This is a genomic window from Brevibacterium oceani, assembly GCF_013623835.1.
GTDB lineage: Bacteria > Actinomycetota > Actinomycetes > Actinomycetales > Brevibacteriaceae > Brevibacterium > Brevibacterium oceani.
Window position 1 is genome coordinate 64,634 of record NZ_JABKDE010000008.1, and the last position, 20,944, is coordinate 85,577.

A 20,944-nucleotide genomic window follows, 5' to 3' on the forward strand; every position below is an offset into this window, starting at 1 on the left:
CTCAGCTGATCGTGCCGCTGGCGACGAGGACGGCGGGTCCGGCGAGGCTGACGCGGCCGCTGGTGCCTTCGGGGTTCGGATCGATCTCGATGCGCAGCTGGCCGCCGGGGACGTCGACTCGCCACTGCAGCGGTGACTTCTCTCCTGCCCAGTGGTGGGCGGCGATCGCGGCGGCGCAGGCTCCGGTGCCGCACGAGCGGGTTTCGCCGACGCCGCGTTCGAAGACGCGCATGCGCAGGGCGCCCTCTCCCCCGGCCACATCGGAGCGGGCCGGTTCCATGACGATGTATTCGACATTGGATCCCTGGCCGGGAACCGGGTCGAGGACGGGTGCGTCACGGAGATCGGCGGCATCGAGTTCGGAGTCTTCGGCCAGAGCGACGACGGTGTGCGGGTTGCCGGTGGCGATGCGCAGACCCGGCCTGGCGACTTCGATGCCGCCGGTGGTCACGAGCACGGAACTCGACGGGTCGAGCGACCATTCGCCCATGTCGATCGTGTACCAGGCGTCGCCGACCGAACCGGGAACGGTGGTACGGGCGCCTAAGACGTCGTCGCCGGTCTGGACTCCGAGGGCGGGGTTGAGCGTGGTGCGCACGGTCTTGATGCCATCGCGAGTGCCGACGAGGATGTCGCGGGCGTCGGCGGGGACACGTCCGCTGGTGACGAGCGCGTGAGCGAAGACGCGGACGCCGTTGCCGCACATCTCGGACAGGCTGCCGTCGCTGTTGTAGTAGTCCATGAACCATTCGGCACCGGCTTCGGCCTGTTCGGCTGCACCCGGGATGCCGCTGGCAGCCGAACGGACGATGCGGATGATCCCATCGGCGCCGAGCCCGGCCCGCCGATCGGCCAGCATCGCCACAGTTTCGGGGTGCATCTCGAGGCGGCTGTCGTCGTCGGAGAGGAGGACGAAGTCGTTCTGAGTGCCGTGTCCTTTGACGAACTCGGCTTCGGCCCAGGCGGCGAAGGGAGAATCCGGGGTGCTCATGTCTCCATCCTATCGGTGAGGCGACGGCGAACGATACAGTCGGCGTTCAGGACCGAAGTGGGTCAGCCTCGGAGTTGGGGCATGTCTCCTTGATTTGCGGAGCCGTGTCAGAACCGCGCTGATCACGACGGCCGCTCGATAGGTGATCGCGAGCTTGTCGTATCTCGTCGCCAACCCTCGCCACTGCTTGACGTAGGCAAACGAACGCTCAACAACGGTTCCGATAGACACCGGAATGGAATGCTGGCGGTCGTCCACCTTTCCTACCGCGCCTCTTCCTGGTCGCGAACTGATCTTTCTTCTCCGGAATCACCGTCCGACTGCCACGCGAACGCAGATAGTCTCGATTGGCCTTGGGCCCATACGCCCGATCAGCCAGAGCAGCGTCCCGACAGGCGCGAGGACGACCGCCGCCGACCCGCGGCACTCGAATCTCAGCCAGGAGCTGCGCTGGTGGGCACGGTTGATGGTGCCGTCGACCGAGATGTTCCACTCGATGTCACTGGCAGCGTCAGCATCGGAAAGCACCTGAGCAAGGACGCGGTCCCAGGTGCCGTCAGCGGCGTAGCGGCGGTGACGTTTCCACACTGTCTGCCAGGGCCCGAAGTACTCGCGTGGCAGATCACGCCAAGCGATGCCAGCTCGGTAGCGGTAGACGATTCCTTCGACGATTCGGCGGTTGTTCTCAAACGGTCGGGCTCTTTTGCCGACGTTCGAGGGCAGGAGTGGTTCGATATTCTCCCACTGCTCCCTAGCCCCACCTCACGGGTGCATCCGCGCGCCTTTCACCACCCGGTCGACACCATTCTTCGCACCGCGCAGGGCTACCCCGACGAGGTTGAGCTCCTCCGCCGGGACACCGGCGACGGCAGCCCGGTTGGCTGCGTCGTGGCCGGTGGAGAACAGTTCCTCGGTATAGATCGCCGTCGCCAACCCGCGCCCCATCGCCTTCGTCCGGATCGACCGCAGCTTATCCGCATCCGCCGTCATCACCATGACCGGCTGGCGCAGCATCGGCAGGTAGTCGTTGCCGTCGGCGTCCCGGTAGTTCTCCCCGACCAGGTCCTCATCGCTCGTGGCGATTCCGGACATGAGGAAGGCGGTGACGTTGAGTTCCTGCCACGGCTGCAGGTCGTCGCGAAGGATGACGACGACCTTGGTGTCGAACCGGACCGGAGCGGTAGGGTCCGTGGTCGGGTTCTCGGCGATCGCCTCGGCGGGGGTGGGCTGACCTTCGGTCTGATCTGTGGAATTCGTGTTCTCGTGCATGGATCCAGCTTCATCGATCCCCCACACCGCGGTCTTGTACATTTGCTGCATGGTCGATGTCATCCGCGCGTGGCACCCGGCGGTCCCGCAGGTGCAGGAAGTCCTGCATGCGCGTTTCGACCATCACGCCTACCCCGCGCACACCCACGATTCGTGGACGGTGCTGCTCATCGACGACGGCGCCGTGACCTATGATCTCGACCGTCACGACCACCTTGCCACTCCCACAGCCGTGACTCTGCTGCCGCCGCAGGTGCCCCACGACGGCCGTTCCGCGCTGACTGAGCAGGGCTTTCGCAAACGCGTACTCTACCTCGATCCTGGTTGGCTGCCACCTGCCACCATCAACGCTGCGACCGATTCGCCCACCCTGCTCGGCGCCGATGCGCTGAGCACCGTTACCGACATCCACGCCGCCCTGGCCGATCCCGCCGATGCCTTCGCTGCCGAATGCGGAGTGCTGGCCCTGCGGGAGATCGCGAATTCCCGACTCGTCCCCGCCACCGAGACCGCGCCCGATGCGCCGCTTGCCCGACGTCTGCGCGAAATGCTCGACGATCGTCTGCTCGAGTCCTTCACCATCGCGGAGGCGGCCGCGAAGCTCGCCGCCCACCGCAGCCACCTGGTGCGGGTGTTCACCACGACGTTCGGGATCGCACCCCACCGGTATGTCATCGGCCGCCGGGTCGATCGCGCCCGCCGGCTTCTCCTGGCCGGGCATTCCCCCGCCGAGGCGGCCGCGAAGTCAGGATTCCACGATCAGGCCCATCTCACCCGCCATTTCCGGTCGACGTTGGGTGCGACACCCGCCATATTCTCCAGACGGTAGAGGGCGGAGCCGATATCGATTCGGCTCCGCCCTCTGCTCGGATCAGATACGAGACTGCATCACAGCAGGTCGGTCTTCCGTCGCCTCGATATGAGAATAGCGGCGATTCCGCCCCCGACGAGGATCACACCGAGGAAGCCGAAGGTCATCGCTCCAGCGGCGCCAGTTCTCGGCAGATGAGAGCCGTCGCTGCCGCTGTCGCTTCCTCCGCTGGTGCTCCCTCCTCTGTCGCTCGCGGATCCATCTGCTGAGGTGTTTCCGACCGCGGACGTGCTCGACGCAGCGCTGTCCGTGTTGGAGTTCGTCGCGGCCGAGTCGTCAGCGTCCGGATCAGCTGCGGCAGAGTCGCCAGCACCCGGATCAGTTGCCGAATCAGCACCTGGGTCGGTCGCCGCCTGGGCATCGGCGTCCGGCGTTGCCGTTTCCTGGCCGTCCGAATCGGCAGTGGCGTCTACGTCAGCATCCTTTGAATCCTCGTCCTTGCCGTCCGGGCCAGTCGAGGCATCGTCACCACCGTCGGGATCGGTCGAAGCCTCGGCATCCGACTCCTTCGATGCTTCGGATTCGGCATCCACGGCGGACGCCGTGTCCGGGTCAGAGACCGCGTCAGGATCAGTCGATGCATCTGCATCAGGCGACGCGTTCAAGTCAGCGTCTGCATCAGGATCAGTGGAAGCGTTCGGGTCAGAGGCCGCGTCAGAGTCAGAGTCCGCGTCCGGGTCAGTCGATGCATCTGCATCAGGATCAGTGGAAGCGTCCGCACCTGGACCTGGGTCTGCAGAGGCTTCGCCATCCGGATCGGCACCGACTCCGACATCTTTCCTGTTGACGATGTCGGAGAACGCCACGTCCCGCTTCTCACCGGTGATCGTCACGGTCTGAGTCTCGTCGGTGAGCACATACCCGTCGGGAGCGCTGGTCTCCTTGATGGTGTAGTCACCCCAAGCCAAGTCGGTCACTTCGAACTGCCCGGCCGCCTCGTCGGCGTCGAGCTCACCGTTGTCGGCCACGACGAAGTCCTCGCCATCCGGACCAGTCAATGTGAATTCCGCACCGGCGAGCGCTTCGCCGTCTTCGTCGACCTTCTTCCAGCTCAGTCCTCCGGGGATCTGTTCGTTGACGAGCCGACAGGTGATGATCGCATCCGTGTCGACCGTCTCGGTCAATTCGAATCCGTCGGCGATGTCTCTGGTGCCGACGGCGCGTCCGTCGGCCGTGCAGACCGCGTTCGAACCGGACTGCTGCTGAAGCCGGTAGCCTTCCTGCTGCTTCTCCGAGGCCCGCACCCCTTCGGCCGGGGTCGACAGTTTGAAGCTCACCGTCCCGGCCGCATCGGTGGTCTTCTCGACCCCGTCCACCGAATCCGGGGACGAGATCGTCCAGCCCTCGCCTGGGTATTTCGCGGTGTCCTTCGCGTGCGCGCCGGCCGCAGGGTCGATGAGTTTGGTGACGTTGAGAGTGCCTCGGCAGCTCTTCGTGGCAATCTCACGGAGCTGTTCGGCCAATTCGGAGTAGTCCGAGACCACGTAGTAGTCGTCTCCTGAGGCCTGGCCCGAGACCAGCTTGATGTTGCCCTCGTTGATCTCGCTCCCCACTCCCAAACCGACGACCTTGGTACCCTGCGATTTCAGCGCATTCGCCGATTCGACGGCTTTGTCGATGTCGATCTGATCGGTTCGCGTACCGCGATCATTATTGCCCTGTTCGGACCCCGGCACCCCGTATGCCGTGGGCTTGCCGTCGGTGACGAACAGCACCAGATCGTGGTTCGTGTCGCCCAGCTGCCCGAGGCCGCGGTCCCAGTTCGTGCCTCCCGAGTCCTGAGGAACCCGCCGAAGCGCGTCGATCTGCTTGTTGAGTTCGTCGACTGAGTCCGAGGTTGCGACAGACGTGCTGTTGATCGGCTCGTTGGTGCCGTCAGGCCCGAACGTCGCAAACGAGTTCACGGATACTCTGCTGGGAGTCCCCGAGAGGCCGCTGGCGACAGATTTGGCGGCCGACTTCGAATCGTCGACGTCTCGATCGGACAGGGAATTCGACAGGTCGAGGACGATCCCGATATCGAGGCCGCATTTGTCAGCCAACGAGGGGTTCGGCAGGGGTTCTGCCGCAGCCTGTGCCGGCGCGACGGATGCACCGAGGAATGCGAACGAAGCAAGAACAGACGATGCGAGGATCGCCGCTCCGTGCCTCGTCAGAGGATTTCGCTTCAGGGACAAGAGTTGGCTCCTTCAGAAAAAGCCGTCACCTGCACATTCGAGGAATGCCAGGTAAGCGGATGCACTGACCATGGGGGTGTGAGGCGACCCTGCAGCCACGTGGTTCTGCAGGGTCGCCTCGGGCGAGTCCGGGACTCGGAGGGGACCCGAATCGGCAGTTGTACAACTGCCGGCTCAGGCTCGGAGCGATCGTGGGTCTTGACCTCTCCATAGACTGAGACCTGCGCGTGGAGGCTTTTGTTCGCGAGTTCCAGAAGTTTTTCTCCGCGACACGGCAAACAGGACCACATCGGAAAGGCATCTGTTCTCCTGCGGCTGACATTTCGAGCCCACAGCACCTGGTTTCGAATGTTTGGGAAGCCGAGAACTTCTCCTGTAGAATTTCAGAACTCCCCTGAAATACCCCGAACTGTTCCCCGAATCACAGTTGAGGTCCCCATGCAGATTCAGCGCCGACTTCCGTGCCTCTACCCCGAGGCGGTGAGCCGATGACCGAAGCGTGGTCATCGTCAGCCGATAGTTCCCGCTCCCCTTTCGGACTGCCGCGCCCGGGCAGCGAACTCAGCGACTCCGACCTCTGTGCCCGCATCCGTGACCACCGGCCCGAATCGGCAGCTGCACGGGCCGCATACGGTGAGCTCTATGCCCGACATCGGCTGCCCGCATTGCATTTCGCACTGCGCCTCAACCGAAATCGTGCGCAAGCAGAAGATGCCGTCGCCGAGGCTTTCGCCAAGATCTGGCGCGCGTGGGGGCACGGGAAAGGGCCGAATGAGTCCTTCAAGGCGTACCTCATGGCCGCTGTGCGCTCCGAATCGTATCGGCGCACTGCGATGGTTCGTGCGACGACGATCGTCGAACCCGATGTGCTGACGTTCCTTGCAGACAGCGAACCGGGCGATCACGCCGCCGAGGTGGTTGAGCGAGATCAGCTTGGCCGTGCCTTCAAATCTCTCCCCGGAGCCTGGCAGAGCGCGCTCATACTCATCGACATCGATGGGACATCGACCGCTGATGCGGCCGCGACGATGGAACTGTCGTCGAATTCCTTCAGTTCGCTCCTGCGTCGCGCACGAGAGGGACTGCGGGCCGCTTATCTGCAGGCACACGTCGAACCCAGCGCCACCGAATGCGCGGAGTACTCCTCTGCCCTTGCACGATTCGTGCGTCAGCAGCTGAGCCCGAAACGCGCCGAAGCGATAGAGGCTCATCTCAGTCACTGCAGTCACTGCCGCCGTCAGTCCTTTAAGCTCCGCAGCGTCAATGCGACGTTCCAGGCATGGATCACACCGGCGGCTCTCGCAGCCGCGCTCATCGAATGGGGCCATTTCCCGGAAGCAGCTGTGCTGCTGGCGGGAGCAGAAACGGCGAACGCCGGGCCCGGTGGGCACTCGGGTTCGGTCGCCGCCGAGCCGCACTCGAGTGCGGCAGCCGCAGTTTCGAAAAGCAGCACGGGCACTGCGGCCGCGGGCAGCTCCGGAGGCGGCACTGCCGGAGTCGCGGCCGGAGCCTCGGCGGTCAAGGCTGTGATCGCAGGCATCGCCGCCAGCGCCGCCATTGCGGCCGGTGCCGCCGCACTTGTGAATCTTCAGAGCGGCCCAGTCCCACAGTCGGCTGCTGAGGCAGTGACCTCCTCGGCGCCTGCTGTCCCACCGAAGACGACGCCTTCTTCAGCCTCTCCACCACCCGCTGCTGGGCCGGACGGAGGCGATGAGAAAGGTGAGACTTCGGACGAACGCGAGCAAACCGCCGCTGAGCACTCCGCTCCAGGCGATGCGGAGCGGTCGCAGGCCGCCCGGAAGAACGCTCAAGCGCCGACCCCGCAGGAAGAGATCCATGCCCCCTCCTCGTCCGACCGGCAGCAGCCGACGGACGATGACGAAGAACAGGAACCTGCCGAGGTTCCGCCTGTGGAACCGGACGAGCCCTCATCCGAAACGACCCCAGAGACTGCCGAACCAACATCGGCCGAGGAGCCGACGGACTCGAGCGAGCCCAGCCCCGAACCGAGCAGTGCTCCTACGACCCCAGCAGAACCGAGTTCCGACTCCTCATCGGAATCGTCGGAAGGCACTCACGATGCGGCTGCGAACAGCGACGCGGGCTCCTCGACCGCGCCCAGCGAACCGGATGCAGGGGTCGATTCGACCTCAGACGCAGACGCAGACGATTCGACTGCAGAAGATGCTTCTGACGCCTCAGAGGCCGATGGAGAAGACTCTGACGAAGACCCCCACTGTCACCTCGTCGGCTGGTGGTGGGAGTTCTGCCACTGATCCACCGCTGAAGACGGAGAGCTCAGACTGCTCGCGGTGGATCGATCGCTCCGACGCCTCCGACAGCTGGCCGGCAGGCGGTCGCCTCGCCGCAGACGATTCGCACGCAGTCACCTCTGCTGAGCGCGGTGGGCGTGGGCCACGGCCTCGGCTCGGCTGCGCACGCCGAGTTTGCGGTAAAGCGCAGACAGTCGGTTCTTCAGCGTACCCGCCACCACTCCGAACTCGCGGGCGATCTGCGCGATCGACTTCGATGAGTCGATCGCGAACAGCAGCGACTGCTCGGCCGGCGTGAGATCGGTCTGGAAATCCGGGGACACCGGAGAAGTCTCCGGCAGCTCGAGCAGACGCTTCTGCAGCACGGCCGCCGTGATCTCCACAGAATTGAACGACCGCGCCACGGCCACCCACTCGGAGCAATCGGCCGAAGCGGGAATGAGCGCCTCTCGAGCAGACTTCGACAACTGAGTGACGGCAACCACCGAAGCCGTGATCGCACAATAGTCGAGCATGTCGACGAAGGCTTCCAGCGCCTCAACGGAACGGCCCTCATGGTGGAGCATGTCGGCACGCAGAGCCATGGCTGAGCTCTTGAGCCTGGGCCCCTCATCGCCGGCCAGCAACTGCCCGGTGGCGGTCCACAGCGGATCGTGCTGCCCGAAGACGAAGGCCTGACGAGCCTTGACGACCGAGTACTCCTGACTCTGCGGACTCTCCACCAGCAGCTTCGCCGCGGCCGAGGCTCGCCCTTCATACACTAACCACAGACTTCTCAGCATGTGCGGAATGGGCCCCAGGAACTGGGTGGGTTTCGCCTGCTCGAGTGCAATGAGGATCTGTCCGGCCGCATCGAGAGCGAGCTGGTCCAGGCTGCGCATCAATTCGATGCACAGGGCCGTGTATTCGTCCGGCAGCGCGGCCATTCCGAATCTGCGAGCGTCCTCACGTGCGCGTTCCAGGTTGCGGTCCATATCAGGTCCTTGCCCGTGCCCCATTCCAGCCAGGGCGGTCTCCACGAGACCCGCGAGCAGAGGGTGCGGGGAGTTCGGGGCGTAGATCTCGGCGAACTGGACGACCCGCTGGAGCACGCGCATCGCTTCGGGGAAGCGACCGGCCCCCACCAGATTCCGCCCGTGCTCGAGGTTGAGTTCGGCCTGCAGCATCAGGGCGGGCCCTGGCTCTCCCGCCCTGAGGCGGCGCAGACGGTCGCGTCCCACCTCGATGACGTTCAACGCGGCTTCGTTCTCCCGGTTGAGCCGGTGCGTCCGCGCTTCGAGCATGGTCACTGCGGTCACCTCGTCCGCGGTGAGTCGACGTTCGGTCTCGGCGGACAGGAGTCCAAGCATCTCCGGCAGCACGATGCTGGAGAAATCGGTGGGCGAGACCAATGTCGGCACATCGTCGGTGCCCAATCGCGTGCGGATCGAGTCGATGCGACGAGCAGCACTGCGAGCCAGAGTGAGGATCGGGTTCTGCGCCAACACCTCCTCGGGGACGCTGAGGTAAGCCTCGACGGCGCTGGGCACATCGATGAAGACATTGACCTAACGGCGCGCCCATCCCCGTTCGAGCACATGCCAATCACGAAGCTCGACGACGAGTTCGACGACCTCGGTCAGACCTTCACGTCTGTCCGAACGCTGTCGGCCGATGGAATCGGAGACCGCCGCTCCGAGAGCCTCGCGCGGACTCTTCTCGGCAAGATTCGCGTCGACAGAGGTGACTCGACGCATGAGTGCGCGGATGAGGTCCGGAACCGTGAACACCACATCGGTGTCGGCGGATGCGGCGAGCAGGCCCTCTGCGGTCAGCAGCGAGGTGAGCTCCTCGGGCGTGGCCGAGGTCGCCACCTCTGCGGCGGCGAAGGCGGCGTGGACCAGATCGACCATGCTCGGGGTGATCTGCGGCGTCCAGGCGAAGAGGGCGAGCAGATAGAGGACGGCAGATTCGCGGGAGCCTGCGCCGACGGTCGGAGTCAGTTCCGGGGACAACATTGCGACGGTCCGATCCGGGTCGGTGTCGCCCGCAGGCAGGCCCGCTTCGACTCGGGCCCGGAGGAGGGAGGCGGCGATGCGGGTGCGGCCGCCGCTCGCGCGGAAGACCTGCTCCAGCTCGGACTCGGAGAGCGTGCTGAGCAAGACCTCACATAAAGGAGACATGCCCTGGTCCCGAGCCGCGTTCAGGACCGACCGAGGACCTCGAGCGCGGCCGCGAGGTTCGCTTCTGGGTCGACTGCGGTGCCGTCGATCCAGTGGATGCGCGGGTCTCGGCGGAACCAGGTGTCCTGCCTGCGGGCGAACTGTCGGGTCCTGACCGTCGTCTCCTCCTTCGCCCCCGCTGCGGTGAGCTCTGCGTCGAGGTGGCGTCGGATCTGTGCGTAGCCGATCGCGCGAGAGGCCGTCTTTCCCTCCGCGAGGCCGACATCGAGCAGGCGCCGGACCTCATCGACCCAACCCATCTCCCACATCGCTTCCACGCGTGCCGCGATGCGCTCGTGGAGGACTGGACGGTCCATGCTCAAACCCAGGTGGATCGTCGGCTCGATCTCCTGATAGTCAGGCAGCTGCGCGCTGAAGGGTCGCCCCGTGAGCTCGATGACCTCGAGGGCGCGGGCGATGCGCCGCTGATCGTTGACGGTGATCTTCTCCGCTGCCGCCGGGTCGAGTGCCGCCAGCCGCTGATGCATCCCCCACCGGTCGTCGGCGACCTCGGCCTCGAGCCGGGCGCGGACTTCAGCGTCGGTGCCGGGGAATTCCATGTGGTCGACGGCGGCACGGACATAGAGCCCGGATCCACCGACGAGGATGGGCCGCCGCCCGCGGCCTCGAATCTCGGCGATGGCCTCCCGTGCCCGCGATTGGAAGTCTTGGACGTTCGCTTCTTCGGTGACATCGAGGAAGTCGATGAGATGGTGCGGAATGCTGCGCCGTTCACCCACGGGCAGCTTCGCGGTGCCGATGTCCATCCCCTGGTAGAACTGCATCGAATCCGTGTTGATGATCTCCCCGCCGAGGTGGCCGGCAAGATCGAGCGCCAGATTCGACTTCCCCGTGGCAGTGGCACCGACGACGGTGATGATCGGCTGCCGGTCGTCGTTCACGGGCTCAGTCATCGTCGGCTCGCGTCCAGGTGCTGGTTCCGCAGATCGAACGCACCTCGTGCACCGGTTCATCGAAGACGAGGTCGAATGGCGACAGTGTGGCATTCGCGCTGGTGAGGTTTCGGATTCCTGCTTCGACCACGGTGAGGTCGGCGTGGACGCTGTGTGCTTGGGAGCAGAGGTCGAGGACGCGACCGGTGTCGATCGCGGCAACAGAGTCCGATGTGGTGGTGGGGGAACGATCTGAACGCGGACGGGCAGCGTTGCCCGAGCCAAGGTCCGAAGCACCGCCGGCAGTGAGTGCCTCGACGAGTGCTGCGTCGAACTCAGCTGCCCCGTCGATGGGAGCCAACGGCGCATCGTCCGTGGCGGCTCCGGACAGGTCGAGCGGCAGGAGCAGGTTCTCGCTGCTCCCGATCGGTCCGACCGTGGTCTCGGCGGCGTGCGCGTGAAGCAACGCGATGATGACGGATGGGGCGGCCGCCTCGGCGATCTGACGTTCTTCCGGTGTCAGGGATTCGACGGCCTCGACCCATTCTTCGCCTGTGAGGAGCCGACCGGTCTCCATGTCGATTCCGCGGTCGATGCCCCACCCTCCGAGTCCTGCCACTCGTGGCAGGGTCTCGACCGGCAGCGCCCACGATTCCTCGGTGCGCAGCACCTGGCGGATGGATTCGCGCAATTGTGCGATCCGCGGCGGTTCGCTGCGGTCGATGTCGTCGAGCAGCACCGGGGCCGCGGGGGTGAGGGCGCAGGTGCCCATCTCAGGCGCGGGGGCGGATGGTCGGCATGCCCAGGTTGGTCGTGCCGGCCGCGGCCTGCCCGGGGGTGGGCGCTCCGCAGCTGTCGGCCTGTGCCCGATCGTAGGCGTCGCCGGCGCGGGACGGGCGCACCGAGTAGCCGGAGTCGGCGAGGAGGAAGTAGGGCTTCGCCTCGGTGACGGTGGCGGTGACGAAGTCGCCCGGGCGGGGCAGCTCGGCGCCTTCGGGGATGCCGACGTGGACGAGGCGGTTGTCGGCGGCGCGTCCGCTCAGGCGCGGGGAATCGTCGTGCGGCAGCTTCGTGACGAGCACCTCGACCTCGCGGCCGATCTGCTGCTTGTTCTCGTCCCACGCGATCTCGTCTTGGAGAGCGGTGAGGCGTTCGAAGCGTTCCTGGACGACTTCCTTGGGCACCTGGTTCTCCATCGTGGCCGCCGGTGTGCCGGGGCGGATCGAGTACTGGAAGGTGAATGCCTGGGAGAAGCGGGCCCGGCGGACGATGTCCATCGTGCCTTGGAAGTCCTCTTCGGTCTCGCCGGGGAATCCGACGATGATGTCGGTGGAGATCGCCGCATGCGGGATGCGTTCGCGCACGGTGTCGAGGATGTTCATGAACCGCTTGGTCCGGTAGGAGCGGCGCATGGATTTGAGGATCGTGTCCGACCCGGACTGCAACGGCATGTGCAGCTGCGGCATCACGGTCGGAGTCTCGGCCATGGCGTCGATGACGTCGTCGGAGAACGCGGCGGGGTGTGGGCTGGTGAAGCGGACGCGTTCGATGCCGTCGACACTGCCGACGGCGCGCAGCAGCTTCGCGAAGGCACCCTTGTCGCGGAATTCCGCGCCGTAGGAGTTGACGTTCTGTCCCAGCAGAGTGACTTCGACGACTCCGTCGGCCACGAGCGCTTCGACCTCGGCAAGGATGTCGCCGGGGCGGCGGTCCTTCTCCTTGCCGCGCAGACTGGGCACGATGCAGAAGGTGCAGGTGTTGTTGCAGCCGACGGAGATCGAGACCCATCCGGAGTGCTGGGATTCGCGGCGGCTGGGCAGGGTGGAGGGGAAGACATCGAGACTCTCGAGGATCTCGACCTGGGCTTCCTCGTTGTGGCGGGCGCGCTCCAACAGTGCCGGCAGGGATCCCATGTTGTGGGTGCCGAAGACGACGTCGACCCAGGGGGCCTTCTTCACGATGGTGTCCCGGTCCTTCTGTGCCATGCAGCCGCCGACGGCGATCTGCAGACCTGGGTGGTGCTCCTTGACCTTCGCGAGCTGGCCGAGGTTGCCGTAGAGGCGGTTGTCGGCGTTCTCACGCACGGCGCAGGTGTTGAAGACGACGACGTCGGCTTGATCGCAGGTGTCTGCCTGAATGTACCCGGCGTCGTCGAGGAGTCCGGAGAGTCGCTCGGAGTCGTGCACGTTCATCTGGCAGCCGTAGGTCTTCACTTCGTAGCTGCGCGGGGTGTTCCCGGTCGTCGTCGGAGAGTCAATCAGTTCAGTCATGGCGCAACCATTCTAGCCGTTCCCGGCCTCCGGGGCGTCACTCGAGGACCGGGGGCACCACCGGCGGAAACGCTGCGTCACCCGGGAACCATGGCGTCACCGGCGCCCCGGGGAGCCTCAGTCGTCGGCGAGGACCTCTCTGGTCACCTTGATGCATATCGCCGAGGGGAATCCGCGGCGGGCGAGCATGCCGAGGATGCGGCGCTCGCGCACCGCATAGTCGAGGCGGCGTGTGGAGGCGGCCTTCTTTGCGGCGACTTCGCGAGCGAGATCTTCTTCGCCATCGACGTCGGCGACGGCTTCGGAGGCGAGTTCGGGGCTGATGCCCTTTTTGCTGAGTTCGCGTTTGAGCACGGATTTCGACAGCTTACGGTTCTCCCGTTGCGCGCGGACGAAACGATGGGCGAACTCTTCGTCGTTGAGCAGCCGGGAGTTCTCCAGCTTGTCGAGGAGGACGTCGACGGCCTCGGGCATGAGGTCGCGTTTGAGCAGCTTCTTCCGCAGCTCCTCACGCGAGTGGTCGCGCATCGCGAGCATGTTCATCGCCGTCTTCTTCGCCTGCGCATAGTCGGCGTCGAAGTCCGGCGCATCGTCCTCGTCGGTGTCGAAGTCCACCGGGTCCGCGTCGCCGGAGAAGCCGCGGGCGCTGGCATCGGCACCGGCACCGGCATCGGCCCAGTCGTCGGCTAGGAGGTCTGAGGCATCGACGAAGTCGGGAACCGACTCGGTGTCGCCTTCTACCCACCCGTTGTCGGGCTCTCTGCCGGGGCGCTTATTGCTGCCTGACTTCTTCTTCTGGCGGCCGCCCGAACCCGTTCCTGAACCCCGCTTCGGCCCCTGAGTAGTGGTACCAGTACGGCCACCTCGTCGAGCGGTGGCGGCGGAGTCCGAGCCGGGGCCCGTGCCCAAGCCTGCACCGCGATCCTCGTCGAGGCTGGTCAGCCCGGCGAAGAACCCGGCCTCGCCTTCGGCATGGCGCTGGTCGATCTCGGAGATTGCACTGCGCAGCTCCGACAGGGTCGCGGCCTGCGCTGATTCCCCCGCACCGTCCTGTTGGGCCGGTGCGGCGGACTCGTCGCCGGGCTGCGAAGTGTCAGGAGACTTCGACGTCATCCGTCTGTGCTTCTCCAGCTGCTTCGGTCTCTTCCGCAGCCTCAGGCTCGTCGGCCTTGATGAGACCCAGCTTGTGCTTGATCTTCAGCTCGATCTCTTCGGCGAGTCCCGGGTTGTCGCGGAGGAAGTTGCGGACGTTCTCCTTGCCCTGTCCCAGCTGGTCGCCGTCGTAGGTGAACCAGGAGCCGGACTTGCGGACGATTCCGTTGTCGACGCCCATATCGATGAGGCTGCCCTCGCGGGAGATTCCGTGTCCGTAGAGGATGTCGAACTCGGCCTGCTTGAACGGCGGGGCGACCTTGTTCTTCACGATCTTCGCCCGTGTCCGGTTGCCGACCGCGTCCTGACCTTCCTTGAGGGTCTCAATGCGGCGGACGTCGATGCGGACCGAGGCGTAGAACTTCAGCGCCTTACCACCCGAGGTGGTCTCCGGGGAACCGAAGAAGACGCCGACCTTCTCACGCAGCTGGTTGATGAAGATCGCGGTGGTCTTCGACTGAGCGAGGGCACCGGTGATCTTACGCAGCGCCTGCGACATCAGACGGGCCTGGAGGCCGACGTGGCTGTCGCCCATCTCGCCTTCGATCTCGGCCTTGGGCACGAGGGCCGCGACGGAGTCGATGACGATGACGTCGAGGGCGCCGGAGCGGATGAGCATATCGGCGATCTCGAGTGCCTGTTCACCGGTGTCCGGCTGGGAGACGAGGAGCTGGTCGGTGTCGACTCCGAGCTTCTTCGCGTACTCGGGATCGAGGGCGTGTTCGGCGTCGATGAAGGCTGCGATGCCGCCGCCCTTCTGTGCGTTGGCCACAGCGTGCAGGGCCACGGTCGTCTTACCGGAGGACTCCGGACCGTAGATCTCGACGACGCGGCCGCGCGGCAGTCCGCCGATGCCCAAAGCGATGTCGAGGGCGACTGAACCGGTCGGGATCGAAGCGATCGGTTCGCGAACGCCCTCGCCCAGACGCATGATCGCGCCCTTGCCGTAGTTGCGGTCGATCTGCCCCAGCGCGGCGTCGAGAGCCTTCGACTTGTCTCCGCCGGTGGGAACCTGGAGGTTCTTGGGTGTACGTGCCATGACGTCTCCTCATCGTTGCTTTTCCTTTGAGACCAAGGCTAGAAGATGGCACTGACATAACGACAGAGGAAGGAAGTCCTCGGTGGATAACCAGCCACTCGACATCACAGGTCCCGCGATTCCTCACCAGGATAACGCACATGGGAACAGGTGTTCTATATATTCGAGCGTGTCGCGTGTCTCCCCGCGATCTACGCGGAAGCCAGACCCAGCTGCCAGGTGAGTCCGAAGCGATCGCCCACCCACCCGAAAGGGCCGAATCCATAGTCGTCGAGCGGCATGTATACGGTCCCATGTTCGCTCAGCTCGGCGAATATGCGCTCCAGCTCCTCGGACGACTCGCAGTCGACCATGAGGGACACAGCAGGGGTGAGGTTCCATTCGTGCTCGACGAAGCTGTCGCTCAATCGCAGGCGCTGGCCGGCGATCTCGATCTCCGCCATGATGACCGTGCCCTCGGCACCAGGGCCTCCGGGGCCATACCGATTGTCGAGGAGCACTCGCCCGTCTCCGAAGATCTTGAGGTAGGACTCCATCGCTTCAACCGTGCTCTGGCCGCGACTGGGCTGGAACGTGATGAACGGGACCGCTTGATTCATCTCACCAGTCTACTCTCGAGCGACCCGCGCGATCTTGAAACCGAATCCCGCCTCAGAACGGACGGGACCGCGGCTTCTCTTTGCCGAGACGGCGGGATTCGGGGACTCCCATGGAATCGCAGACGGCGATCCAGATATCGCGTGGTTCGACGCCTGCGTCGAATGCCTGCGCCGCGGTTCGCGAACCCAAGGAACTCAGTGTCAGATCGGTGTGTAGGGAGGCAGCACGAGCCTCACCGAACTCCTCGTTCATGAGGATCCAGTAGAGAGTGTGGCGCATCAGGGCTTAGCAGCCAGCCGCGGAGCAGAGTATCCCTCGGGGTGACCGAGGATCTTGTCCGAGAGTTCCTGCGGAATGGTGTCGGGGATCTGCACACCCTCTTCGAGTGCGAATCGATCGGACACCGATGACAGTAGCGCCGACAGCGGCAGGTCGAGTGCTTCGCAGATAGCCGACAGCAACTCGGACGAGGCTTCCTTCTGTCCGCGCTCGATTTCGCTGAGGTAACCCAGCGACACGCTGGCCCCTGTCGAGACATCGCGCAGGGTGCGGCCCTGACGACGGCGGGCGGAACGTAGCGCGTCGCCGATTTCGACTCTCAGTAACATTACGCGGCCCTCCCTTTGTCAGCGCGTCCCGTCGTGGTAGTTCCATCAACCTTACAACCTGGCCGTGACACAGCACCAACCTGGTGCCCCGAGCGGATGGTATTGCCAGTCCATTCGAAGACTCTGGAGAATTTTCGTCCTATAGGCATTACCCGGTCAACCCCGTCGACGGTAAACTTATTCCGCGCTCGGTTCGGAAGTATCCGTCGCACCCGGTACCGCAGAATCGGCCGCTTCCGCCTCAGCCGAATCACTCGCGCTCGGCCCGTACGCGAGCTCGGCGACGAACTCGTCGAGGTTGACCGACATCGCCTGAACCGTCGACGTGCGGATGGCGTCGCGATCACCGGTGAACTCGTGTTCGAAGACCTTCGCCTTGCCGCCGAAGGCGATCGCCGTGTAGACGAGCCCGACGGGTTTGTCGTCCTGTGGCTCCGGTCCGGCGACTCCGGTGCACGAGATCCCGATGTCGGCGACGCACTTCGCGGCCGTGCCCACAGCCATCTGTGCGGCGACGACCGGGTCGATCGGTCCGGTCTCCTCGAGGTGGTCGGCATCGACGCCGGCCAGGCTCGCTTTGAGATCGGTGGCATAGGTGACAAGTCCCCCGCGTACGACGGCCGAGGCTCCGGGAACGTCGACGAGGGAGGCGACGAAGCGCCCGCCGGTCAACGACTCCGCCGAGGCGACCGACAGTCCCAACCGGGTGCACGTGGCGATGATGCGCCGGTTGGTCTCGAGCTGGTCGGACTCAGCCACGAGCGCCGTTCCCCTCACCCTGGCCGCCGTTCCCCTGACCGCCGTCGCCGCGGCCGCTGCCGTCACCCGTCCCGGCACCAGCGGCCCCACCGCTCTGAGCCTCACGGTAGAGCTTGACCGCCTGTACGCAGTAGTCGACGCCGGTGACGATGGTGACGACGATGGCCGCGGTCATGACGACCCATGCGAAGACGAGCAGGATGACATAGACGACCGAGGGCACGAGCGGCGCCAGCGGGAAGATGAGCAGGAACAGCCCGATCGCCACGGTCTGGAGCACTGTCTTGATCTTCCCCCCGCGGGAGGCGGGCATGACGGCGATGCGGATCATGAAGAACCGCAAGACGGTGATGCCGAGTTCGCGCACGAGGATGATCACCGGCACCCAAGGGGGCAGTTCGACGATGATCGCCAGTCCGATGAGCGCGGCGGCCATGAGCGATTTGTCGGCGATCGGATCGGCGATCTTGCCGAAGTTCGTCACGAGGTTGTATTTGCGCGCCAGATCCCCGTCGATCTTGTCCGTGAGCATCGCCAGCAGGAACACGACGAGCGCCCACCACCGGGTCGCCACGTCATCGCCTCCGTGGGCCAGCAGAAGGACCAGGAAGACGGGCACCATGAGGATGCGCAGCACAGTGAGCGCGTTCGGAAGGTTCCACGGACTCGGTTCTGCGGAGGGCTGCTGAGAGGCTCCGGCCTCGGCTCGATCGTTCACATCTCCACCCTATCGGAGTGAGCTGGGCAGATCATCGCAAAGACCATCGCCGAGGCGGGGCTCCGGTGATCCGGTGCCCCGCCTCGGCGATGGGTTCGGTTGTTCGTGTCGGGAACGAACGCTCTGTCCGCGACGCCGCAGTGAGGAGAGAGCCTCAGCGGCCGGTGAGCTGCCAGGCGTCCTCGCCGCTGGCCTCGACGACCTCGAGCCCGGTCTCCGGGTCGACGTCGCCGACGCTGAGATCGGCGGCATGGCCGACACCGTGGGCATAACGATCGGACGAACCGGAACCGTGCGCGGGGGCCGAGCCGTGGGACGTGTGCCCGTAGTCGTCGTCGAACTCCTCGTCGTAGTCACCGGCAGCCGAGGCATACTTGGACTCACCGTGGCCCTGACCGCCGCCTGTCGGGGCCTCGGCAGCGGCGCCGCCGGAGTCCTCGGGCGGGGTCTCGCCCTTGATGATGGCCAGCGTTCCCGGCAGGTCGTCGGGACGGACGAGCACGTCGCGGGCCTTCGATCCCTCGGAGGGCCCGACGATGCCGCGGGACTCCATGAGGTCCATGAGGCGGCCGGCCTTGGCGAAGCCGACGCGCAGCTTGCGCTGGAGCATCGACGTCGAACCGAACTGGGTGGTCACGACCTGTTCGACGGCCTGGAGCAGGAGCTCGAGATCATCGCCGATCTCCTCGTCGATCTGCTTCTTCGGGGCCTCGACGGCGACGTCTTCGCGGTAGTTCGGGGTGAGCTGGCTCTTGACGTGTTCGACGACCTTCTCGATCTCGGACTCGTTGACCCACGCACCTTGGACACGCATCGGCTTGGCCGCACCCATCGGCAGGAACAGGGCGTCACCCTGACCGATGAGCTTCTCCGCACCGGGCTGGTCGAGCACGACGCGCGAGTCGGCCAGCGACGAGGTCGCGAACGCCAGACGTGAAGGCACGTTGGCCTTGATGAGACCGGTGACCACGTCGACGCTGGGTCGCTGGGTGGCGAGCACGAGGTGGATGCCGGCGGCACGCGCGAGCTGCGTGATGCGCTGGATCGAAGCCTCGACGTCGCGCGGGGCGACCATCATGAGGTCGGCGAGCTCGTCGACGACCACGAGCAGGTACGGGTAAGGCTGGAGCACGCGTTCGGAACCGGCCGGGGGCTGGATGCGGCCCTCGCGGACGGCCTTGTTGAACTCCTTGACGTGCTTGAACCCGTAGTTCGCGAGGTCGTCGTAGCGGGCGTCCATCTCGCGCACGACCCATTCGAGCGCCTCGGCGGCCTTCTTCGGGTTCGTGATGATCGGGGTGATCAGGTGCGGGATGCCTTCGTAGATGGTCAGCTCGACGCGCTTGGGGTCGACGAGGATCATGCGCACCTCATCGGGGGTCGCGCGCATCATGATCGAGGTGATCATCGAGTTGACGAAGCTCGACTTACCGGCACCGGTGGCACCGGCGACGAGCAGGTGGGGCATCTTCGACAGATCGGCGACGACGAATCCGCCTTCGACGTCCTTGCCCACGCCCATGACCATCGGGTGGTCGGTCTTGCGGGCGGCCTTCGAACGCAGCACGTCGCCGAGCGCAACGTTCTCACGATCGGAGTTCGGGATCTCGATGCCGATGGCCTTCTTGCCGGGGATCGGCGAGAGGATGCGGACATCGGCGCTGGCCACGGCGTAGGCGATGTTCTTGCTCAGTGCCGTGACCTTCTCGACCTTGGTGCCGGCGCCGAGCTCCACCTCGTAGCGGGTGACCGTGGGTCCGCGGGAGAATCCGGTCACCTCGGCGTCGATCTTGAACTGCGTCATGACGTCGCGCAGAGCCTCGACGACGCGGTCGTTGGCCTCGGAGCGCTCCTTGGCGGGCGGACCGGGGACGAGGAAGTCCGATGACGGCAGGGTGTAGGTGACGTCGCCGGCCAGGGTGAGCTGTTCGACCCGTTCGGGCAGCTGCTCGGTCGGGGGCGGCGCGGGGGCGTTGGTGGTCGGCACCGGCGCCGAGGCGGCCGCGGGCTCGGACTTCTTCGCCTCGTTCGCGGCGTCATCGTCCATCCCGATGGTCTTCTTCAGCGCGGCCATTTCACGCTCGGCCTTGGTCGGGCGGCGCTGACCGGGCTTGAGCTTCGGCTCGGTGTCGATGACCTCGGTGTCGGTCTCGTCCTCGGAGATCTCGTTCTCGTTGATGTAGGCCTTGTCGTAGGCCTTGGTCACGGCTTCGTCGTCGGCGGACTCGGCGTCGAGATCGGGGATCTCGGTCTTCTTCTTCCGACTGCGGCGCTTGGCGCCCATGACGGGCTTGAGGTCGGAGGTGCGGCCGTTCTCGGCAACGAGGTCGGACTGTTTGGTCTCGGCCGCCTCGGCGTCGGATTCGGGCCGGGCTCCCCCGGTCAGTCGCCAGTAGAGATCGGTCAGGCGCTTGGGGATCGCACGGACCGGGGTGGCGGTGATGACGAGGAGGGAGAAGAGTCCGAGCAGGACGAGCAGCGGCACGGCCACGTAGACGGTGGTCGCGGTCATCAGCGGTGAGGAGATGACGAAGCCGATGGCTCCGCCGCCGTTGGCCATGGCCTCACGGGAGTTGACGAAGCTCGGATTGCCAGCCGCGATGTGGGCGAGGCCGGAGGCGGACAGCAGCAGGAAGATGCCGCCGATGAGGATCCGGTTGTTGCCGCGGTTGTCGTCACCGCGGAGGAACAGGCGGATCGAATAGCAGGTGAGGATCACCGGCAGGGCGAGTGCCACACGTCCGAAGGTGCCCTCGACGATCGAGCGCACCACGTCGCTGATCGCGCCGGGGATGTTCCACCATTCGAAGGCGGCGATGACGATCGAGAGCCCGATGAGGAAGAACGCTGTGCCGTCCCTCTTCGTCGGTGACTGATCGGTCGGTTCGTCGCTCAGGGTCTTTCGCGCACGGTTTCCGGCCATGTGGGCCACTCCATTCCACGCACCGGTGACAACGTTTGTCCCGGGTTCTTCGGTCCCCGCTTTACCGGACCGACCAGCGTTCTTGGACGCTGCGCGTTTTCCGGAGCCAGAAGCGGGGGAAGTCGATCTGGTCGCCATGTCTCTCATCTTAGGACGATATTGCGCTCCTGCCCAGCAAATCCGCAGGTTTCGGCGTGTGG

The 20,944-nt window shown here is 65.4% G+C and carries 18 protein-coding genes and 1 pseudogene; 2 read left to right on the forward strand and 17 right to left on the reverse strand.

Features of this window, described 5'->3' with window-relative positions; translation table 11 throughout:
* Position 1: 1 nt before the first annotated feature.
* The 3 genes and pseudogenes from dapF to HK401_RS16555 form a co-directional block, all read right to left on the reverse strand.
* On the reverse strand, positions 2 to 991 hold the full coding sequence (gene dapF / locus HK401_RS16545) for a diaminopimelate epimerase (protein WP_181275766.1): 990 nt from the start codon (positions 989 to 991) through the stop codon (positions 2 to 4).
* Positions 992 to 1,087: 96 nt separating this feature from the next.
* Positions 1,088 to 1,741: pseudogene (locus HK401_RS16550) on the reverse strand (transposase); the annotation flags it as partial.
* A gap of 12 nt (positions 1,742 to 1,753) precedes the next feature.
* Positions 1,754 to 2,302 (reverse strand): DUF2000 family protein, encoded by a 549-nt coding sequence (locus HK401_RS16555; protein WP_258234289.1) that lies wholly within the window; start codon positions 2,300 to 2,302, stop codon positions 1,754 to 1,756.
* Positions 2,303 to 2,309: 7 nt separating this feature from the next.
* On the opposite strand from HK401_RS16555, the gene HK401_RS16560 reads away from it, so the two are divergent.
* Positions 2,310 to 3,089 carry an AraC family transcriptional regulator gene (locus tag HK401_RS16560; protein ID WP_181275767.1) on the forward strand — a complete coding sequence of 260 codons (780 nt, stop codon included), beginning with the start codon at positions 2,310 to 2,312 and terminating at the stop codon, positions 3,087 to 3,089.
* Positions 3,090 to 3,148: 59 nt separating this feature from the next.
* Here HK401_RS16560 and HK401_RS16565 read toward each other — a convergent pair whose 3' ends face one another.
* Positions 3,149 to 5,308 (reverse strand): SpaA isopeptide-forming pilin-related protein, encoded by a 2,160-nt coding sequence (locus HK401_RS16565; protein ID WP_181275768.1) that lies wholly within the window; start codon positions 5,306 to 5,308, stop codon positions 3,149 to 3,151.
* 488 nt (positions 5,309 to 5,796) lie between these two features.
* On the opposite strand from HK401_RS16565, the gene HK401_RS16570 reads away from it, so the two are divergent.
* Positions 5,797 to 7,584, forward strand: a complete 1,788-nt coding sequence (locus HK401_RS16570) for a sigma-70 family RNA polymerase sigma factor (RefSeq protein ID WP_181275769.1) — start codon at positions 5,797 to 5,799, stop codon at positions 7,582 to 7,584.
* A 110-nt stretch (positions 7,585 to 7,694) separates the two neighbouring features.
* On the opposite strand, the gene HK401_RS21105 is transcribed toward HK401_RS16570, so the two are convergent.
* The 13 genes from HK401_RS21105 to HK401_RS16635 all read right to left on the reverse strand — a co-directional run bounded on the left by HK401_RS21105 (position 7,695) and on the right by HK401_RS16635 (position 20,744).
* Positions 7,695 to 9,110 (reverse strand): helix-turn-helix transcriptional regulator, encoded by a 1,416-nt coding sequence (locus HK401_RS21105; protein ID WP_181275770.1) that lies wholly within the window; start codon positions 9,108 to 9,110, stop codon positions 7,695 to 7,697.
* 18 nt (positions 9,111 to 9,128) lie between these two features.
* Positions 9,129 to 9,722 (reverse strand): hypothetical protein, encoded by a 594-nt coding sequence (locus HK401_RS16580; protein ID WP_181275771.1) that lies wholly within the window; start codon positions 9,720 to 9,722, stop codon positions 9,129 to 9,131.
* 41 nt (positions 9,723 to 9,763) lie between these two features.
* Positions 9,764 to 10,696, reverse strand: coding sequence for a tRNA (adenosine(37)-N6)-dimethylallyltransferase MiaA (gene miaA, locus HK401_RS16585; RefSeq protein WP_181275772.1), 933 nt, complete (start codon positions 10,694 to 10,696; stop codon positions 9,764 to 9,766).
* A complete protein-coding gene (locus tag HK401_RS16590; RefSeq protein WP_181275773.1) occupies positions 10,689 to 11,447 on the reverse strand; it encodes a hypothetical protein in 759 nt (252 codons plus the stop codon). Before HK401_RS16590 ends, miaA begins: the two co-directional genes overlap by 8 nt.
* A 1-nt stretch (position 11,448) precedes the next feature.
* The gene (gene miaB, locus HK401_RS16595) at positions 11,449 to 12,945 is read right to left on the reverse strand and encodes a tRNA (N6-isopentenyl adenosine(37)-C2)-methylthiotransferase MiaB (RefSeq protein WP_181275774.1); all 1,497 of its coding nucleotides are present in this window, start codon (positions 12,943 to 12,945) and stop codon (positions 11,449 to 11,451) included.
* Between the two features lie 117 nt (positions 12,946 to 13,062).
* Positions 13,063 to 14,058, reverse strand: coding sequence for a regulatory protein RecX (locus HK401_RS20860; RefSeq protein WP_258234290.1), 996 nt, complete (start codon positions 14,056 to 14,058; stop codon positions 13,063 to 13,065).
* Positions 14,039 to 15,136: a recombinase RecA gene (gene recA, locus HK401_RS16605; RefSeq protein WP_181275775.1), complete on the reverse strand. Its 1,098-nt coding sequence runs from the start codon at positions 15,134 to 15,136 to the stop codon at positions 14,039 to 14,041. The genes HK401_RS20860 and recA overlap by 20 nt, the downstream gene beginning before the upstream one ends.
* Before the next feature lie 191 nt (positions 15,137 to 15,327).
* Positions 15,328 to 15,735 (reverse strand): VOC family protein, encoded by a 408-nt coding sequence (locus tag HK401_RS16610; RefSeq protein ID WP_181275776.1) that lies wholly within the window; start codon positions 15,733 to 15,735, stop codon positions 15,328 to 15,330.
* Between the two features lie 52 nt (positions 15,736 to 15,787).
* Positions 15,788 to 16,015, reverse strand: coding sequence for a DUF3046 domain-containing protein (locus HK401_RS16615; RefSeq protein ID WP_166972610.1), 228 nt, complete (start codon positions 16,013 to 16,015; stop codon positions 15,788 to 15,790).
* Positions 16,015 to 16,344 carry a helix-turn-helix domain-containing protein gene (locus HK401_RS16620; protein ID WP_139470108.1) on the reverse strand — a complete coding sequence of 110 codons (330 nt, stop codon included), beginning with the start codon at positions 16,342 to 16,344 and terminating at the stop codon, positions 16,015 to 16,017. Before HK401_RS16620 ends, HK401_RS16615 begins: the two co-directional genes overlap by 1 nt.
* 177 nt (positions 16,345 to 16,521) lie before the next feature.
* Positions 16,522 to 17,103 (reverse strand): CinA family protein, encoded by a 582-nt coding sequence (locus tag HK401_RS16625; protein WP_309136028.1) that lies wholly within the window; start codon positions 17,101 to 17,103, stop codon positions 16,522 to 16,524.
* Positions 17,096 to 17,821 carry a CDP-diacylglycerol--glycerol-3-phosphate 3-phosphatidyltransferase gene (gene pgsA / locus HK401_RS16630; protein ID WP_181275778.1) on the reverse strand — a complete coding sequence of 242 codons (726 nt, stop codon included), beginning with the start codon at positions 17,819 to 17,821 and terminating at the stop codon, positions 17,096 to 17,098. The genes HK401_RS16625 and pgsA overlap by 8 nt, the downstream gene beginning before the upstream one ends.
* A gap of 154 nt (positions 17,822 to 17,975) precedes the next feature.
* Positions 17,976 to 20,744 carry an FtsK/SpoIIIE family DNA translocase gene (locus tag HK401_RS16635; RefSeq protein ID WP_181275779.1) on the reverse strand — a complete coding sequence of 923 codons (2,769 nt, stop codon included), beginning with the start codon at positions 20,742 to 20,744 and terminating at the stop codon, positions 17,976 to 17,978.
* Positions 20,745 to 20,944: the final 200 nt, after the last annotated feature.

Coding starts and splice junctions, on each gene's coding strand:
- HK401_RS16610 (WP_181275776.1), bottom strand. CDS start 15,735: ATGAATCAAGCGGTCCCGTTCATCACGTTCCAGCCCAGTCGCGGCCAG.
- dapF (WP_181275766.1), bottom strand. CDS start 991: ATGAGCACCCCGGATTCTCCCTTCGCCGCCTGGGCCGAAGCCGAGTTC.
- HK401_RS16555 (WP_258234289.1), bottom strand. CDS start 2,302: ATGTACAAGACCGCGGTGTGGGGGATCGATGAAGCTGGATCCATGCAC.
- HK401_RS16570 (WP_181275769.1), top strand. CDS start 5,797: ATGACCGAAGCGTGGTCATCGTCAGCCGATAGTTCCCGCTCCCCTTTC.
- miaA (WP_181275772.1), bottom strand. CDS start 10,696: ATGACTGAGCCCGTGAACGACGACCGGCAGCCGATCATCACCGTCGTC.
- HK401_RS16590 (WP_181275773.1), bottom strand. CDS start 11,447: ATGGGCACCTGCGCCCTCACCCCCGCGGCCCCGGTGCTGCTCGACGAC.
- HK401_RS16615 (WP_166972610.1), bottom strand. CDS start 16,015: ATGCGCCACACTCTCTACTGGATCCTCATGAACGAGGAGTTCGGTGAG.
- HK401_RS16620 (WP_139470108.1), bottom strand. CDS start 16,344: ATGTTACTGAGAGTCGAAATCGGCGACGCGCTACGTTCCGCCCGCCGT.
- recA (WP_181275775.1), bottom strand. CDS start 15,136: ATGGCACGTACACCCAAGAACCTCCAGGTTCCCACCGGCGGAGACAAG.
- miaB (WP_181275774.1), bottom strand. CDS start 12,945: ATGACTGAACTGATTGACTCTCCGACGACGACCGGGAACACCCCGCGC.
- HK401_RS16635 (WP_181275779.1), bottom strand. CDS start 20,744: ATGGCCGGAAACCGTGCGCGAAAGACCCTGAGCGACGAACCGACCGAT.
- HK401_RS16560 (WP_181275767.1), top strand. CDS start 2,310: ATGGTCGATGTCATCCGCGCGTGGCACCCGGCGGTCCCGCAGGTGCAG.
- HK401_RS20860 (WP_258234290.1), bottom strand. CDS start 14,058: ATGACGTCGAAGTCTCCTGACACTTCGCAGCCCGGCGACGAGTCCGCC.